Consider the following 17,680-nt stretch of genomic DNA (forward strand, 5'->3'; position numbering starts at 1 on the left):
CCTATACTGTTGTATTATAAATATGTTACAATAGGTATGAGATGTATTCTATATACTAGAAAAAGAAAGATAAAATAATGAACAAAAAAATAAAAGGTTTATCAACCAAGGAAGTACAAGAACGTATTCAAAACCAGCAAACCAATCATTTTAAGACAAAGACCAGCGCCAGCAATTGGGAAATCTTCAGACGAAATGTGTTTACATCTTTTAACGCACTCAATTTTGCCATTTTCTTAGCCTTACTAGCTGTTCAGGCATGGTCCAACCTTTTCTTCTTCGGAGTCATTGTCCTCAACGCTGTTTCAGGAATGCTGACAGAATGGCGGGCACGACGAATGATTGACAAACTCAACCTGATGAACAAGGATTTTATCCGAGTTGTTCGTGACGGCGAGACAATCTCTATTGCACCAGAAGATATTGTCTTAGATGATGTTCTCTTGCTGTCTGCTGGCGAACAAGTTCCTAGTGATGCTATTGTTTTAGAAGGTATAGCCGAGGCAAACGAGGCCATGTTAACTGGTGAAAGCGACTTGATTGTGAAAAATAATGGGGCTGAATTATTGTCTGGTAGCTATCTAGTTAGCGGACAGATTTATGCAACAGTCATCCATGTTGGCGCAGAAAACTATGCCAATAAGCTCATGCTCGAGGCGAAAACTCACAAACCTATCGTCTCTCGTATTCTTTACAATATGGATAAAATTGCTAAATTTACAGGAAAAATTATCATTCCATTCGGACTTGCTCTTTTTCTAGAAGCCTTTTTCATCAAACTTCTTCCCTTAAAAGACTCAGTTATTACCAGCTCTACTGCCCTACTAGGTATATTACCAAAGGGAATTGCTCTGCTAACCATCACTTCTCTCTTAACTGCCGTTATCAAACTGGGAATGAAAAATGTCCTCGTACAAGAAATGTATTCCGTCGAAACACTTGCCCGAGTTGATGTTCTTTGTTTGGATAAGACCGGAACGATTACTCAGGGGAAAATGACCGTCGAAAACCTGCTCCCCTTAACCGACCATTATTCACTTGACACTATCCAACAGATACTCGCTACTTATATCCAGACAAGTGAGGATACTAATTCAACAGCTCAGGCCATTCGAAAAGAATATGGTGATTTAGAGCACCACTATAAAGCTAGTCACATCATTCCATTTTCTAGCGATAGAAAATGGGGAGCAATGACAATAGAAAACATTGGTCGCATTTTTCTAGGGGCACCAGAAATGTTACTAACACAAAATCCTCCTTCTGTTTCTGAGGCACAGGCTCGTGGTTCCCGTGTCCTGATTCTTGCGCTTAGCCAACAGTCCCTTCCTTCTTCTCAAAATCAGCTACCTGAGAATATTGAACCTCTAGCTCTATTAGAAATTGCCGACCCAATTCGAGAAGATGCCGCAGAAACACTAGCCTATCTTCGCTCGCAAGAGGTGATACTAAAAATAATCTCTGGCGACAATCCTGTGACTGTCTCACACATTGCTAAGGAAGCTGGATTTGCTGACTACGATAGCTATATCGATTGTTCCAAAGTTGACGACGAAGAACTAATTGCCAGAGCTGAAACAACCGCCATTTTCGGTCGCGTATCCCCACATCAGAAAAAATTGCTCATCCAAACCCTCAAAACGCAGGGACATACTACTGCAATGACCGGTGACGGGGTCAATGATATTCTTGCACTACGCGAAGCTGATTGTTCCATTGTTATGGCAGAAGGCGATCCCGCTACTAGACAAATCGCTAATCTAGTCCTCCTAGATTCTGAATTTCGAGATATTCCTGAGATTCTCTTTGAGGGACGACGCGTTGTTAATAACATCTCCCACATTGCTCCCATCTTTCTTATCAAAACAATCTACTCTTTCTTACTTGGCCTTATCTGTATCGCTAGTATCACCCTTGGTAAAGCAGAATATTTGTTAGTTTTCCCATTTATTCAGATACAAATGACCCTCATTGGTCAATTTGTTGAAGGTTTTCCTCCTTTTATCCTAACTTTTGAACGAAATATCCGCCCCGTAGAAAAACATTTTCTCAGAAAATCTCTTCTCTTAGCCCTACCAAATGCTCTCATGGTTGTTCTCAGTGTCCTTATTTTCCATTTACTGCAAGTCTTTGGATACTTAAACTTGCATGACATGCAAACACTCTCTTATTATGTTCTTGGTTCAACAGGTCTACTGGCTGTCATTCGTGCCTGTTTGCCACTGACAAAAGCTCGACTGGCTCTTATTATTTATTCCGTTTTCGGTTTCTTCATCAGCTCCCATTTCCTACATGGTCTGATTGAAATTCACCCCCTAAACAGTCACACATTGCCAATCTATTCTGGATTAATGCTTATTTTTATCCCTGTCTTTTTCTGGATTAGCTCCAAACAAGGCGCATTTAAAAACTAAAATAAGACTTGAAAAACTAATTTCAAGTCTTATTTTTTCAATATATGCGAATTCATTTGTTTGCTTTCTTTTTTCAAATAGGCAATCAGCATAGCTTGTATACTCAAAATAGAGAAACAGAGTAGGCAAGTTACCAAGAAGAAATTCAAAGGAATATTATTAGTATTCACTAAGGGTGCCTGTCTTAAAAATCCATAATTTCCACCAGTTAAAAGAGCTACTCCTAGAATCAGCATATTCATAATAAGTGTATATTTCACTACCTCTTTTCCCTTCAACATCTCCCCTTCTAAATCAGATAATAGGTACAACATACAATTAACGGTCAAGGCATAGTGGCCAATAACAAAAGTAAAGAAGGTAAGGTGTGGAAAAGCAAACGGGTCAAATACCGGATGAATAAAGGCTGAAAGCGATCCGAAAAGACCGAGATAAGCAAAATAACGTTTCAAAGGCCCAGGCTTAGCCCAAAGAATAAAGAGCATGGCCAAGCGACAATGATAAAAAGGAAGACTCTCTGAAAGAGGAAAATCAGCTACGATATACCAAGTATAAAGGGAGACAATCTGTATAAATTGAAGCCACCAAAAAACAGTATGAAACCATCTCTTTTGGTAACAACGAAAACAAAGATAGAGCATGAAAAACCAAATAATCATGAGAAACAGATGTTCCAATACGTCCAGGTTCGGTGCTTCAGAAATCTGATTACTAAAAAAATCACTCATCTTATTAAATTCCTTTCTTTCCCCAGGAATCAGTATATCAACTTTTCGACATTTTGACAAGACTTGCTAAAAAAGAGAGGTCTTGCCTCTCTACTTTTCTATTGCTTCCACCACTTTTCCAAGGTTCATAGAATTAGAGCCTTTAAAGAAGATTGACTTATCACTGTTGAACACGCTGATAAATCCGTTTTTCAATCTGCTCTAGCCAAGATTTTCTCTTTCTATCATCAACCATTTTTACCATGTTATAGCTCATCCATTTCACATCTTTGTAACCTGTCTTCTGAAATGTTCCCTTGATTAACGCATTTTTGATAGCATTCCCATAAATTAGTTGATACAAAAATTTAGGAGTATTCATAGTTGTGATTATGGTGATAGTTTTTAGCTTCTCGTGACGTGCCTGCATACTATAGCCATTTGCTTTATAGTCGTAAAATGCTCCTGGAAAAATAACTTTGTCAATGAAGCCTTTCATCATCGCTGGCATCAACTCCCACCAGATCGGAAAAATCAAGATGAGATGGTCTGATTCTCCGATACGCTTTGAATAAGCTTGGGCTTGTGGATCAACCTGCTGATGTTTCACAAATCCGAGCAAATCTTCACTAGTCATCACAGGATTAAACTTTTCTGCATCTAAATCAATAACCTGCACTTGACTACCCGCCTTTTGAGCGCCAGCTATACTGGCTTCTAAAATAGCGTGATTATATGATTTTTCATAGGGATGGTTATAGACAATTGTTGTTTTCATTGAAATTTCTCCTCTGTTTTTTTATTGTTCCTTGTTTATCATTCAAGGTACAACCAGTATATTACAATCTAAAAAGACCGACATTAACAAATGTTAAGTCAGTCGTTTTTTTATTCTAGAAAGTGATACAGGAGTTATTCCTAGGTAAGAAGATAAATAAATATCTGGAACTCTCCATAACAGGTCAGATTTTTCTTGAACTAATTCTAAAAATCGTTGCTCAGGTGAGTTTTTTATTCGTGACAGAAAAAGATGGTTGTATTTAATCATTTTCTGACTTAAAAGTATTGTCAACGAGCGATAATACTCTGGGTGTTCTAGTAAAAATGTTTCAAATAGTTGCCGATTTAGGCAAGAAACCACAGTATCTTCAATAGCTTGAAGACTGTAAATACTTTCTGTCTTCGTTAAAAAACTTTCAAGAGACGAAACCGAATCTCCCTCAAAGAAAAACTGAATAGTGATGTCTTTTCCGTCATGGTTATGCCACAGTCTCAATGCACCGGACTTTACAAGATAAATCATATGCGAGACTTGACCTTCATCTAAAAGATGGTCTTTTGCCTTTATTTCTTTATATATTAAATGTGGCTGAATATCTTCATGTTGAAACAATTCATCTAGGATTGACAATTCTATTTCTCCTATTCTGCTAATTCTTCCACCACTTTTCCAAGGTTCATAGAATTAGAGCCTTTAAAGAGGATTTGGTCTTTCCCACCAAGGACTTCCTTGACTTGCTTCACCAGGTCTTCAAATTGGTCCTGCTCTGCATTTTTCCTAAAGAAATAGACTTTTCCAATCGGAAACATCTGACTAGCCAGCTGGGCCAATTCTTCAATGTCCTGACCGTAGAAAATGACGGTGTCTAGCACATCGGGCGACAGGCTTAGAATCATCTGATTGTGGAGATCGACTGACTGGCTACCCAGTTCTTTCATATCTGCTAAAACAGCGATTTTCTTGCCGCCTTCATTGGCTGGAATGCTAGAGAAGGTTTCCAAAATCAAGCGCATAGCGGTTGGATTGGCATTGTAGCCATCGCTGAGTATGTCGGCTCCGTTGGCTGCTTTTTTCCACTCGGTGCGGTTGCGGGTCAAGTTAAGACTGGCAAGGGCCGACTTGATGGCCTCATCAGGCACACCCAAGGTCTTCCCCACATAGCTTGCTACCATGGCATTGGTGGCATTGTACTTGCCCGTTACAGGTAGGAAAATGTCGCCGTCCATAAAGTTGACGGTGAAGGTCAGGCTATCTTTTGACTCGACCAGACTGGTCACCTGCAAATCAGCCTGCTCACCGAAGCGAATAAGTTCTACATGGCTTGGCAAGAGTTTGTCCGCAATCGGATCAGCTGGGATCAAGAGTTTACTACCTGGCTCCATTCCATCCGCAATCTGTAACTTCCCTTTGGCGATCTCTTCACGTGAGCCGAAAAATTCCAGATGGGCTTCTCCAAAAAGGGTAATAACTGATAGACTTGGTTTGGCAATTTCAGATAGGAGATGAATGTCTCCCAAGTGGTCTTGGCCCATTTCCAATACCAGTTTTTCTGTATCGTCAGGCATATGGAGGACGGTGTAAGGCAGACCAATTTCGTTGTTGTAGTTGCCTTGTGTCTTGTAAGTCTTGTAAGTCGTCGCCAGAACATCGTGAATCATGTCCTTGGTGGTCGTTTTACCGTTTGAGCCTGTCACAGCAATGACTTCTACCCCTGTTTTCTCTAGGTAGTAGGCCGCTAATTGTTGAAGCGCAGCCAAGCAGTCATCTACTAGGATGTGGGGAACATCAAGGCTGACTTCCGAAAGGGTTACTGCGCAGCCATTTTCAAAAGCTACAGGAATAAAGTCATGACCGTCACGCGCCCCCTTGAGGGGAACAAAGAGGTCGCCAGTTGTGACGAGTCGACTATCGAACTCGACCTTGTTGAGTGCTGTATCAGGATAAAGACTAATATCATTTTTTGCGCCCAAGACCTGAGCGATTTCGTGTAAGGTTAATTTCATTGTTTTCTCCAATATAGTCTTTTAGTTTACTTTTAGTACTAGGCAACGAGCCGCAGGCATAACTGAAGTTAGGCAAGGTGAGTTAACGACGTAATAAAAGATAAACTAAATGACGATAAACTAAAAAAGAGCTTTCGCTCTTTTTATTATACCACTTTTTATCGAACTTGAGTGAGGACACCATCTTTCATCTCATATACCTTGTCGCATTTTTCAATCATGCGCTGATCATGCGTTACCATGATGATGGATTTGTTTCGTTCTTTGGCTTCCTTTGCTAATAACTCAACCACTTCAAAAGCACGATTACTATCTAGACTGGCTGTCGGTTCATCAGCAAGAATCAAGGCTGGGTCATTGTAGAGTGCACGTGCAATAGCTACCCTCTGCCGTTCTCCGCCTGACAAATCCTTAGGGAACTTGTTTTTGAGATGGTCCACACCCAATTCAGATAGAAGTTCGTTTCGCTTGCCCGGATCAGCTTTCTTATTGACCTTATCAACCAAGGTTAATTGTTTTTCGACTGTTAAAAATGGGATCAAATTGGAAGCTTGCAAGACAAAACCAATGTCCTTATAGCGCAATTTAGCACGTTTTTTCTCAGGTAAATCAGAATAATCCGATTGATTGATTAAAACACGACCTGTTGTCGGCGTTTGTAAACCACCTGCCAAGGTCAAAAATGTTGACTTCCCAGACCCAGATGGTCCAATGATGGCAACAAATTCGCCTTCTTCAATGCTAAAATTAGTCGGTTTAAGAGCCGTAATGGTTTGACTGCCATCTTGGAAGGTCTTACTAATATTTTCAAAAATAAGTGTTTTCATAACAACCTCCTAAGATAGATTTCGTAATGGATCTACCTTAAAGATAGAACGTACAGAGAAACTAGCACCTAATAGGGCAAATACAACTAGTGCTAAGCCGATTGCAATATAGAAGGTCCAGTTATTCTCAAATGGAACAGCGCTTGGCAAGGCAAGGGATGACAAATAAGTTCCAGCCAATCCAAGGACGGTTCCCAAACCAGCAAGTAGGAAGGTTTGAGCCAGTACAGAACCTGAAATATAGCCATTTGAAAGACCTTGAATTTTCATCAAGCCAAAAATCGGTGATTTCTGTGTTGTCAAAACAAAGATAAAAATACCAATCACAATGGCTGAGATGACAATCAAGAATCCTATCATAAAGCCAAAGGTCATATTTTGTGCCTTATATCCTGGCAGATTTTCAATAAAGTCTGCAATGGCAACTTTTTCCAGCTCATCTGGTACAGATGCGACATCTCCACGAACGACAATGGCACTGGCAAGATTACTCGTTGCTGCTTGTTGTTTATCAGCCTGCATCAAATCTGCAAATGCCGTAAAGTCCATATAAACGACAGGTGCCACTCCAAAGTATGCATTGTCTGTATACCCAACAATGGTTACTTTTTTATCCGAACCTGATAGATAGATTTGATCTCCAAGCCCAAAACCTTCTACTTCTGACAAGGTTTTGTCTACAACGACTTCTCCCGTTTTTTCATACAAACGACCTTCAACAATATTTGGGATGATAAAACTATCAGACTCAACGGCAAAGATGTTTACTTTTTCTTTTTCGTCTGAGGTGGCATTTTCATCCACATAGGCAACTCCAGCTTGTTGGCGAATCAAGGTCTTGTTACCAGCGTCCACCTGGTCAAGCAAGGCTGTATCAATTTTTGAAGCTGTAATCAAACGATTACTTTCTGAATTGAGCAAGACATAATCTGCTTGCCATTTATCAACTGCTGTCCTGTTTTCCTGCATGAGTCCATAAGCCAAACCTGTCAGGAAAAAGACCAAGTAGGAAATCAGTATTAACAAACCTAAAATCAAGCCGTAACGCAACTTATTTTGTCGCATTTCTTCAATTGCTAAAAACATCTACTCCACACTTTCTAAGACATAAAAACTTGTCTCAAACTTCAAGTCTTCCCTCAAAAGAGCTTTGACTTTACATTTCTTTTCCACATAGGCAAGAATCTCTTTCTGCTTTTGCGCTGAAACCGACTCTCCAATTCCAATCAACACCTCAAAATGCTGATTGTCCAAGCGACTTTCCACCTGAACAGGCATGGTTTTATTGCCTTCTTGGCTGGCATAGTAGCCCTGCACACACATGGTCACACAGGCAGCTAAGCCAATGTTCACAAGGCTTACGGGAGTTTCTCCCTGCTCTGTTACACCAAAAGTATGAACTGGTTCTCCATAACCTTGAGAAACTGCCTGAAACAGACCTTCCCCTTTTACTGTCGTTTGATACATAAACACCTCCACATACTTGAAACCATTCTATTCTTTTTTGCAAACCTTTGCAAGAATGTGAACTAGAAAAAGATTGGAAGTTTTCCAATCCTTTTCATTCTCATTAAATCAAATGACTTTCACGTTTTTCAAACATTTCCTTGGCCAAACGAACAAGCTCTTCAATCAAGTCTGGGTAAGCAAGTCCCATATTATCCCAAAGGAGTGGATACATAGACCACTGAGTAAAGCCTGGCATGGTGTTGAGCTCATTCAGGAAGATGTCTCCGTCTTCAGTCAGGAAGAAATCACAGCGAGAAAGGCCACAACCACCGATAGCCCGGAAGGCCTTGGCAGCATTGTCCCGCATGGTATCCATGATAGACTCATCAATCTTAGCTGGAATTTCCATGGTGATTTTGTTGTCGATGTATTTGGCATCGTAGTCATAAAAAGCAACGTCTTTGACTACTTCACCAGGAAGTGTCGTTTTCACGTCAGCATTTCCCAAAAGACCAACCTCAATCTCACGCGCATTAACCCCCTGCTCAACGAGGACACGGCTGTCATACTTGAAGGCCAGATCAAGTGCCTTACGCAAGCCAGCTAAATCCTCAGCTTTTGAGATACCGACACTTGACCCCATATTAGCTGGTTTTACAAAGACCGGATAAGTCAATTTTCCTTCAATCTCTGCAATCTTTTCATCGATATTTTCACCCTCGATAACTGCTACATAAGGTACTTGGGAGATTCCTGCTGATTCAAGAACGCGCTTGGTAGTAATTTTATCCATGGCAACGCTGGAAGACAAGATATTGGTGCCAACATACGGCATACGAAGCACTTCCAAGAAGCCTTGAATTGACCCGTCTTCTCCCATTGGTCCATGAAGAACAGGGAAAACGACTGCCTTTTCTTCATAAATATCGCTCGGACGGATTTTTTGCTCTTCAACAATTGTCGCGTTTGTCATGAGTTTTTCATCGGCAGACGGTGTTTGAGAAAACTCTTGCGTCTTAATAAAGTCCCCTGTCTGGCTAATGAAATAGGTTTTGACAAAAAATTTATCATAATTGATGGCACGCATGACGCTTTCGGCAGATAAAACAGATACTTCACGCTCTGCAGAACGCCCACCATATAGTAAAATCAAGGTTTCTTTTGACATATATTTTCCTTCCTGTATCAACGCTATTACTCTTAGTATAGCATAATTTAACAAATCATATCTATCCTATCTTAAAATTAGGAACGTATCTAACTACAGAACAGCTATAGCTCTGTGCGGTTTTCAATAGCCCTCAACAGGGTCACTTCATCTGCATATTCAATATCACTGCCTACCGCTAAGCCACGAGCTAGTCGGGTTACTTTGATTCCCGCAGGTTTGAGGACACGCGAGATATACATAGATGTAGCCTCTCCATCTGCTGTTGCATTGGTCGCCACAATAACTTCTGTAACCTCATTGTCCATCAGGCGAGTGAGGAGGGTTTTCAAATTAATATCATCTGGTCCGATACCATTCATGGGAGAAATCAAGCCATGCAAGACATGATAAAGACCGTGGTATTCTTGGATATTTTCCAAGGCTGTCACATCTCGACTGTCTTCTACAATTAAAATGGTCGACTGGTCACGGCTGGTATCTTGACAAATACCGCAAGGGTCCTGGTCTGTCAAATTGCCGCAAATGGAACAATAGGTCAAATCTCTCTTAGCCGCCAGGAGATTTTTAGCAAATTCGTTGACTACATCATCTTCCATACCAATGGTATAGAAGGCCAGCCGCGTAGCTGTCTTAATACCGATTCCTGGTAATTTGGAGTAACTGTCAATCAACTTGGCAATGGGTGTAGGATATAGCATAATTCTCCTTAGTTCATTGGGTAAAGTGAATTGTATAAATTAATGATTTCTGTTGTAATTGCTTTTGTTGTAGAATTTTCGTTAGTCAAGTTTGGAAGTACGACTGCAACTGCGATTTGTGGATTATCACTAGGTGCATAGGCAACAACGTTGGTATTTACTGCAGTTACTACTTCACCTGAAGGAGTTGTAGTATAAGTTTCGGCAGTACCAGTCTTGGCACTGATGGTCACGGCCGCACCACGACCGATAGCACTACCTGTATTAAATCGTCCTCCACCATTTACAAGTTGATAAAATCCTTGACGAAGGAGAGCCATTTCATCAGCTGAAATATTGACTTGATTCATCTCTTTACCAGAAACTGTTTCAATCAAATCTCCCAATCCACCTTGGGGATTATTTCCATAGATACCTTCTACAAGATGAGGAGAAATCCTTTTTCCATTATTTGCTACTGTCGCTACATATTGAGCCATCTGCATCGGTGTATAGTTATCAAACTGTCCAAATGCATTCATAATAAAGTTTGCGGTGGAATATTCTTCTGGTAAGAAACCTGTTGATTCAAGTGGTAAGTCAATTCCTGTTGGAGCACCTAATCCATATTCCGCAAAAGTAGAACGAAGTTTTGTCATCGCATTTGTCAATGTATCGCCATCATTCAAATACATGTTAGCTGAGTAGGTCTGACCAAGTAGTCCCAAAGCAATCTTAACCATGTAGACGTTAGAAGAATATTCCAGAGCCTCTGTCGCATCAATATTAAAACTACCATAGGCCCACCAAGATGTAATTGGTGCTGAACCTGCAAAATAAATCGGTTCATCTAATAATACCTGATTTCCTGAGATAATGCCATTCTCCCAACCAGATGAAATAGTTGCACCCTTGACAATAGAACCTGGTGTAAAGACGCTTGTGATGGTGCCAAGAGCATCTTCGTTAATGGTACTTGAGCCTTTTTCATGACTGTATCCAGACATGGCAAGCACCGCACCTGTTGAAGGTTCCAATGCGACTGCATAAACTCCTTCCGAGTAAAGTGCACTACCAGTAGCCAGCTCACTTTCAAAGTATTTTTTCAAAATAGCATTGACTCCATCTTGGAAGGCTAAATCAATAGTCAGTTTAATATTATTGCCCTGCTGTCCTTCTTGGATTGTCTCAATACTTTCGACATTTCCGTTTCGATCTAGGTTGATTTGTTTTTTCTCACGTTGACCTTGCAAGACTTCTTCATATTGTTTCTCGAGGTAGGCAGTTCCCACACGGTCATTTGATGAGTAGCCCTTAGAGAGATAGTATTCCGCATCTTCCGCAGGCAAACCAGCCTGTTCACTCGTTACTGTACCAATAATAGAGCTGAGGGAAGTTGGTAAAATCGTCCGTTGCCAGTTGTTAGTTGTTGAAATGCCTGGAAGTTGACTTTCATTGGCTACGATATGAGCAACTTGTTCAGCAGTTAGAGTATCTGTTACCAAATTAACAGTAGAGAAGTAAGTAGCTCCATTCATCTGCTTAAACAATTCAATCGCCTTGCTGTCTTGCTCAGAATATTGCAATGCTTCAGCAGGGATACTATCAACCGCATTAGAATAAATTGTCGATTCACTCAGGTAGTTGCCATCAGAATCGTATTTTTTATCTTCTGGCAAGGCCTCGACTACCTGACGATAAACTTCTTCATCCGCTAAATAATAGTCAGCCTTGTCACGTTGAGTAATTGTTACGTCCGACACATTGACCCACTGCAAGAGTTTATTAGCTACTTCTTTCATTTCTTGAGCAGACATCTTGTTGGAACGTGTGAAGGAGACAACCTGCTGAATCTCGTTTTCAACCAAAGGTTTTCCTTGCGCATCGTAAATCTGCCCACGGATAGAGCCATTGCTGATGATTTTCTGACTGGCAGTAGACAGCTTATTACTATAAAAATCATGATTGATGATCTGCATATCTGCCAGACGCAATATCAAAACTAGGAAAAGGAAAATCACGATAGAAAATAAAATATTTAAACGAAGGGAAATAAAATTTCCATCGTGTTCCAAAGGCTTGTTCTTTCTTTTTTTCACTTCAAAGACCTCATTCTAGAAATATCTTTCTTATTATACCACAGGCAAAAAATATTTTTTAGACAGAGCCTCCTTTTCAGAAAATATTTCCTTATGATTTCTTTACGAGACAAGCTTGCACTATCTCCCATTGACTGTGAACAGATGTTTCCACAAACTGTTGATCATGGGAAACCAAGAGGACACTTCCTTCATATTCCTTCAAGAATGTTTCCAAAGCTTCAATAGCTGCCATATCTAGAAAATTTGTCGGTTCATCTAATATCAAAAGATTTGCATCCGCCAACAATACCTTAGCTAAGGAGAGACGAACACGCTCACCACCAGACAGATTTGCTACCTTCTGCTGAGCCTTATCGTAAGAAAGTCCTAACATACCTAATAAATTGAGAATCGTCATCTTATCTTGAAGAGAGGTACAACTAACATTTTCAAAAGCAGTCTTTTCTTCATCAAGGTTTATCAAATCCTGTGCAAAATAAGCAATTTTTAACTTAGGATTATAATAGCCTGCCAATTCTTTCCTTAATAATTTTCGGACAAAACTGGTCTTTCCAGAACCATTCGCCCCCACTAAGGCTAACTTCTCTCCAAACGTCATCCCTATCTGAGGGAAATCAAATAGATACACTTCATCCACAAAAACTTGACCTGCTTGCAAAAGAAATAGTCTGTGTAAATCAGTATCTAAGGCCCCTTTTGATTCCATTTTAATATGAGCCTCCCTTCTGGGCTGACTAACCTTTTCCAACCTCTCAATCCTTTTCTCTAACTGTTTAGCAGACTTAGCCATTGACTTGGATTGACTATCATAGGAACCCATCATAGCACTGACTTTCCACTCAGACGATGAAACACCTTTCTTTCTCTTCCCCATCTTCTGAGCCTTGACCTGACGCTCTTTTTGGGCTTTTTTTAGTTGAGCGACTTTTTTCTGATAGGCTTCATAGGCCTCCTGCTGCCCTTCTCGCCTAGCCCGGCGACTTTCTACAAACGCCTCATAATTCCCTGTATAGACCTGAATACTTCCTTCTTCTAAATGCCAAATGTGACTGGCTATTTGATTGAGAAAATGCCGATCATGACTAACAACTAGTAGACTACCTCGATAGCGTTTGATTTGTTTGATTAGCTTTTCCTGGTGTTCTTGGTCTAGATTAGCTGTCGGCTCATCCAGGATTAACAACTGCGGTCTTTGGGCAAAAGCCTCTTGAATAGACTTCCAAACCTGTTCCCCACCTGAAAGCGAGCTCCTTTCCTGTAACTGGGGTACATAGGCCCAGTCTGCTTTTACCTCAATTTGACCGACAAAATCCCTATCCAGTCCTAGTAAGATTTTCAAAAAAGTAGACTTGCCAACACCATTATTTCCAACCAAACCAACCTTTTGACCAGCTTGAAGGCTCAACTGCTGGATTGTAAACAAACTACGTCCCGCAAATTCCTTCTCTAATTGAATACATTTTATCATTTCCATATAGACCTCTTTTCTTCACAAAAAGGGCTTCTATTCTTCAAAAAATGACACAAGAAAAAAGCCATGCAAAACATGACCTTTCCCTATGGAAAAAGTCACATGAATAGTAAGCCCTTATGAGCAGTCTTATCCCTTGTATTCTCGGTTAATATAACCTCACTACAATTTTTAAGAATGACTAATAAGTAGCTTAATTATTCATGTAACTTCACCTCACGTATTTTATATATTTATTCTAAACAAGTTCAATGAATTTGTCAAATCTTGGTCAAGGCAGTCGCTGTATCTGGCGATGTGTCATAGACTTGGAAATCTACTCCAACTCCTAAATCAGCCTGCGCCAACTGATTAACCATGGTCATGTGAGCCAATTCCTTGATATTGTTTTCCTTTGACAAATGCCCTAGGTAAATCTTTTTGGTCCGATTTCCAAGTGAGCGAATCATGGCATCAGCTCCATCTTCGTTACAAAGATGGCCCTTATCGGATAGAATCCGTTGCTTCAAATTCCATGAATAAGAACCCGAGCGCAAAATTTCAATATCATGGTTCGATTCAATCAAATAAGCATCGGCATTTTCTACAATTCCAACCATGCGGTCACTGACATAGCCTGTATCCGTCAATATAACAAAGGATTTGTCATCCTTCATAAAACGGTAAAATTGCGGACATGCAGCATCGTGACTAACTCCAAAGGACTCAATGTCTAGGTCGCCAAAAGTCTTCATAGCACCCAATTCGAAGATATGTTTTTGAGCCACATCAATCTTGCCCAATTTGCTCTCCATAGCCTGCCAGGTCAATTCATTGGCATAAATGTCCATCCCATACTTACGTGCTAAAACACCGATACCATGGATGTGATCACTATGTTCATGCGTTACCAGGATAGCATCAATATCCTCAGGCTTTCGGTCAATTTCCGCCAAAAGACTGGTAATCTTTTTCCCTGATAAGCCAGCATCCACTAAGATTTTCTTTTTATCTGTTTCCAAGTAAAAACAATTCCCGCTGGACCCCGAAGCTAAAATACTATAATTAAAACCTTTTCCGATCATATTCTCCTATTCTTCCTCATCTGAATCATCCCACTCATCTAGTGCGATGTCCTTGCTGTACGGCAAGACAATTGTAAACGTTGAGCCATGACCATATTCGCTTTTAGCCCAGATAAAGCCCTTATGTTGTTTTACGATTTCTTTTGCAATAGCTAAACCAAGACCTGTACCACCTTGGGCACGAGATCGTGCCTTGTCCACGCGATAGAATCGGTCAAAAATTCTAGGTAAATCTGCTTTCGGAATCCCCAGACCTTCGTCTGAGACGGACACAATCAACTGGCTATCTGTGGTCTTCATGCTGAAGGTAATTGTCCCGCCGTCTGGCGAATATTTAATGGCATTATTTAAGATATTATCCAAAACCTGAGTCATCTTATCTGTATCAATCTCAACCCAAATAGGACTGATTTGATAGTCACGAACAATCGTATAGACCTTATCAGAATCAGCATTTTTCATTTGGTCAAAACGGTTAAGAATAAAGGTCACAAAAGCAGTAAAGTTTATCAGTTCGACATCTATCTGACCAACCTGATTATCAATGCGCGATAAACTTAGGAGGTCTGTAATCATCCGCATCATGCGGTTGGTCTCATCTAAGGATACCTTAACAAAACTCGGTGCAACAGACTCCGTTAGCGCTCCCTCATCCAGAGCCTCTAGATAGGATTTGACGGAAGTCAATGGCGTACGCAATTCATGACTCACATTTGACACAAACAGCCTACGTTCCCGTTCTTCCTTGGCCTGCTCGGTCATATCATGTAAGACGACAACCAAGCCAGAAATCAGACCACTCTCACTACGAATCGTGGCAAAATTAGCGCGTAAAGTCAGAAATTCTTCGTTTTCATTGGTGTGATCAATCACAATCTCAGGTGTCTGAGCCAACAAATCTCTCAATGTATAACGGTCTGATAAATCTAAAACCTCTAGCAGGTGATACTGCTCCTGCTTTTGGCTAGAAAGCCCCAACTGTTTCTGGGCCATATCGTTAATCATGATAATCCGTCCGATACGGTCTGTAGCAATAACACCGTCACTCATATAGGACAAGATGGAAGTCAGACGCGTCTTTTCTTGTTCTAAATTATCATGAGTTAAGCGGATGACCTCGGACAGATCATTAAGAGAATTCGCCATGTCTGTGATTTCAGGACTTCCCCTCATGTCTAACACATCTGCATAATTCCCCTCAATTAAGGCGTTGACTTTTTGATTGAGTTGTTTAATTTGCTTATTATCCCGATAGTTTTCAATCAAAAGGACCGTCAGAGCAATTAGAAAGCCAATCAAAATGACAACAAACCAAAATTCTGCCGTGGTCATTAAATAACGTAATTGATTAATCATTTCCTTTTATAAAATATCCCACTCCGCGACGAGTAAGAATGTATTCTGGTCTGCTTGGTGTATCTTCAATTTTCTCACGCAGACGACGAATCGTTACATCCACCGTGCGGACATCACCAAAGTAATCATAACCCCAAACTGTTTCCAATAGATGTTCTCGAGTCATAACCTGACCTAAGTGTTTGGCCAGATGGTGGAGCAATTCAAACTCACGATGGGTCAGCTCCAGCTCTTTGCCATGCTTCTTAGCGACAAACGCATCAGGCAGAATGACCAAATCGCCAATCACCAACTCTGGAGTCCCTGTTGACTCAATATTTGTCTGCGTCTCTGCCAATTCACTACGACGAAGAAGAGCCTTAACACGCGCCTGCAATTCACGATTAGAGAAGGGCTTGGTCACATAATCATCCGCCCCGATTTCAAGCCCGATAACCTTATCAAATTCGCTATCTTTAGCAGATAACATCAAGATTGGAACATTGCTGGTCTTACGAATCGTTCGAGCGACTTCTAGTCCGTCCAATTCTGGCAGCATCAAGTCCAAAATGACAATGTCAGGAAACTCAGCCTCAAAGACTTCCAAGGCTTCACGTCCATCGAAAGCTGTCACAACTTCATATCCCTCGCGCGTCATATTAAACTTAATAATATCTGAGATTGGTTTTTCATCATCTACAATTAATATTTTTTTCATTAGTATCTTACCTTTGCTTTATTTCTTCTATTATATCAAACTTACCTAAAAAATTCATATTTCAAAACTATCTGACACAGCTATGTCACATTTTATAACATACAATACATTAAATTGTCAGAATTTACTTGACATTGTATATAGGCAGTGCTAAGATGGGAATACCTAAAAAACACTATGCAAGGAGAATTTTATGGCTTTAGTAGAATTTAAAGATGTCAACAAATACTATGGCGACTACCACGCCCTACGCAATATCAACTTGGAATTCGAACCTGGACAGGTTGTCGTTCTCCTTGGACCTTCCGGATCCGGAAAATCTACTCTCATTCGCACGATTAACGGTTTAGAGGCAATTGATGAAGGAACGCTCATTGTCAACGGACATGATATTTCCTCTACTTCTATCAAAGAGCTCGTATCACTTCGCAAAGAAGTTGGCATGGTTTTCCAGCATTTTAACCTTTACCCACACAAAACCGTGTTAGAAAATGTTACTTTGGCACCTATTAAGGTTTTGGGAATCGATAAAGCTACGGCTGAAAAAACCGCTCAAAAGTATCTTGAGTTTGTTAACCTCTGGGATCGGAAGGATTCCTACCCTGCTATGCTATCCGGAGGCCAAAAACAACGTGTCGCCATCGCTCGCGGCTTAGCTATGAAACCTGAGCTTCTACTCTTCGATGAACCAACATCTGCCTTGGACCCAGAAACTATCGGCGATGTACTTGCAGTTATGCAAAAATTGGCACGTGACGGGATGAACATGATTGTCGTAACACACGAAATGGGCTTTGCCCGTGAAGTAGCTGATCGCATCATCTTCATGGCCGAGGGAGAAGTTTTAGTTGATACAACAGATGTGAATGGCTTCTTTGATAACCCGACAGAGCCTCGTGCCCAACAATTCCTCAGCAAGATTATCAACCACGAATCTGACAAAGTAAAACTCTAGGAGGAA

General features: G+C 40.6%; 16 protein-coding genes. 2 read left to right on the forward strand and 14 right to left on the reverse strand.

Annotation, left to right across the window (positions count from 1 at the left end):
• Positions 1-77: 77 nt before the first annotated feature.
• Positions 78-2,414 carry a cation-translocating P-type ATPase gene (locus ODU46_RS03425; protein ID WP_398579226.1) on the forward strand — a complete coding sequence of 779 codons (2,337 nt, stop codon included), beginning with the start codon at positions 78-80 and terminating at the stop codon, positions 2,412-2,414.
• Between the two features lie 29 nt (positions 2,415-2,443).
• Here the strand turns inward: ODU46_RS03425 and ODU46_RS03430 are convergent, their stop codons facing one another.
• The 14 genes from ODU46_RS03430 to yycF form a co-directional block, all read right to left on the reverse strand.
• Positions 2,444-3,142 carry a TIGR02206 family membrane protein gene (locus ODU46_RS03430; RefSeq protein ID WP_398579227.1) on the reverse strand — a complete coding sequence of 233 codons (699 nt, stop codon included), beginning with the start codon at positions 3,140-3,142 and terminating at the stop codon, positions 2,444-2,446.
• A 160-nt stretch (positions 3,143-3,302) separates the two neighbouring features.
• Positions 3,303-3,899 (reverse strand): NAD(P)H-dependent oxidoreductase, encoded by a 597-nt coding sequence (locus tag ODU46_RS03435; RefSeq protein WP_398579228.1) that lies wholly within the window; start codon positions 3,897-3,899, stop codon positions 3,303-3,305.
• Between the two features lie 93 nt (positions 3,900-3,992).
• Positions 3,993-4,532 carry a Crp/Fnr family transcriptional regulator gene (locus ODU46_RS03440; RefSeq protein ID WP_161498328.1) on the reverse strand — a complete coding sequence of 180 codons (540 nt, stop codon included), beginning with the start codon at positions 4,530-4,532 and terminating at the stop codon, positions 3,993-3,995.
• Between the two features lie 11 nt (positions 4,533-4,543).
• Entirely contained in the window at positions 4,544-5,905 is a 1,362-nt protein-coding gene (murF, locus tag ODU46_RS03445; RefSeq protein ID WP_398579229.1) for a UDP-N-acetylmuramoyl-tripeptide--D-alanyl-D-alanine ligase, read from the reverse strand.
• Between the two features lie 158 nt (positions 5,906-6,063).
• Positions 6,064-6,732, reverse strand: a complete 669-nt coding sequence (locus ODU46_RS03450; protein WP_398579230.1) for an ABC transporter ATP-binding protein — start codon at positions 6,730-6,732, stop codon at positions 6,064-6,066.
• Positions 6,733-6,741: 9 nt separating this feature from the next.
• Complete coding sequence (locus ODU46_RS03455) at positions 6,742-7,818, reverse strand: ABC transporter permease (protein ID WP_398579231.1); 1,077 nt, start codon at positions 7,816-7,818, stop codon at positions 6,742-6,744.
• Positions 7,819-8,199 carry an OsmC family protein gene (locus ODU46_RS03460; protein WP_014637684.1) on the reverse strand — a complete coding sequence of 127 codons (381 nt, stop codon included), beginning with the start codon at positions 8,197-8,199 and terminating at the stop codon, positions 7,819-7,821.
• 103 nt (positions 8,200-8,302) lie between these two features.
• Entirely contained in the window at positions 8,303-9,349 is a 1,047-nt protein-coding gene (locus ODU46_RS03465; RefSeq protein WP_398579232.1) for a D-alanine--D-alanine ligase, read from the reverse strand.
• A gap of 104 nt (positions 9,350-9,453) precedes the next feature.
• Positions 9,454-10,050 (reverse strand): recombination mediator RecR, encoded by a 597-nt coding sequence (gene recR / locus ODU46_RS03470; protein ID WP_172030720.1) that lies wholly within the window; start codon positions 10,048-10,050, stop codon positions 9,454-9,456.
• An 8-nt stretch (positions 10,051-10,058) separates the two neighbouring features.
• Positions 10,059-12,128 carry a penicillin-binding protein PBP2B gene (gene pbp2b, locus ODU46_RS03475; protein ID WP_105150758.1) on the reverse strand — a complete coding sequence of 690 codons (2,070 nt, stop codon included), beginning with the start codon at positions 12,126-12,128 and terminating at the stop codon, positions 10,059-10,061.
• Positions 12,129-12,219: 91 nt separating this feature from the next.
• Positions 12,220-13,605 carry an ABC-F type ribosomal protection protein Vga(F) gene (gene vga(F), locus ODU46_RS03480; RefSeq protein ID WP_014637680.1) on the reverse strand — a complete coding sequence of 462 codons (1,386 nt, stop codon included), beginning with the start codon at positions 13,603-13,605 and terminating at the stop codon, positions 12,220-12,222.
• Between the two features lie 257 nt (positions 13,606-13,862).
• Positions 13,863-14,666, reverse strand: coding sequence for an MBL fold metallo-hydrolase (locus ODU46_RS03485; RefSeq protein ID WP_044681030.1), 804 nt, complete (start codon positions 14,664-14,666; stop codon positions 13,863-13,865).
• A 6-nt stretch (positions 14,667-14,672) separates the two neighbouring features.
• Positions 14,673-16,022 carry a cell wall metabolism sensor histidine kinase VicK gene (gene vicK / locus ODU46_RS03490; protein WP_002935841.1) on the reverse strand — a complete coding sequence of 450 codons (1,350 nt, stop codon included), beginning with the start codon at positions 16,020-16,022 and terminating at the stop codon, positions 14,673-14,675.
• A complete protein-coding gene (gene yycF / locus ODU46_RS03495; RefSeq protein ID WP_004298854.1) occupies positions 16,015-16,719 on the reverse strand; it encodes a response regulator YycF in 705 nt (234 codons plus the stop codon). The genes vicK and yycF overlap by 8 nt, the downstream gene beginning before the upstream one ends.
• A gap of 193 nt (positions 16,720-16,912) precedes the next feature.
• Here yycF and ODU46_RS03500 point away from each other — a divergent pair, with 193 nt between their 5' ends.
• On the forward strand, positions 16,913-17,674 hold the full coding sequence (locus ODU46_RS03500; RefSeq protein WP_002935839.1) for an amino acid ABC transporter ATP-binding protein: 762 nt from the start codon (positions 16,913-16,915) through the stop codon (positions 17,672-17,674).
• Positions 17,675-17,680: the final 6 nt, after the last annotated feature.

It is taken from the genome of Streptococcus sp. 2020WUSS089 (assembly GCF_044427405.1).
In the GTDB taxonomy this organism is placed as follows: Bacteria; Bacillota; Bacilli; order Lactobacillales; family Streptococcaceae; genus Streptococcus; species Streptococcus hashimotonensis.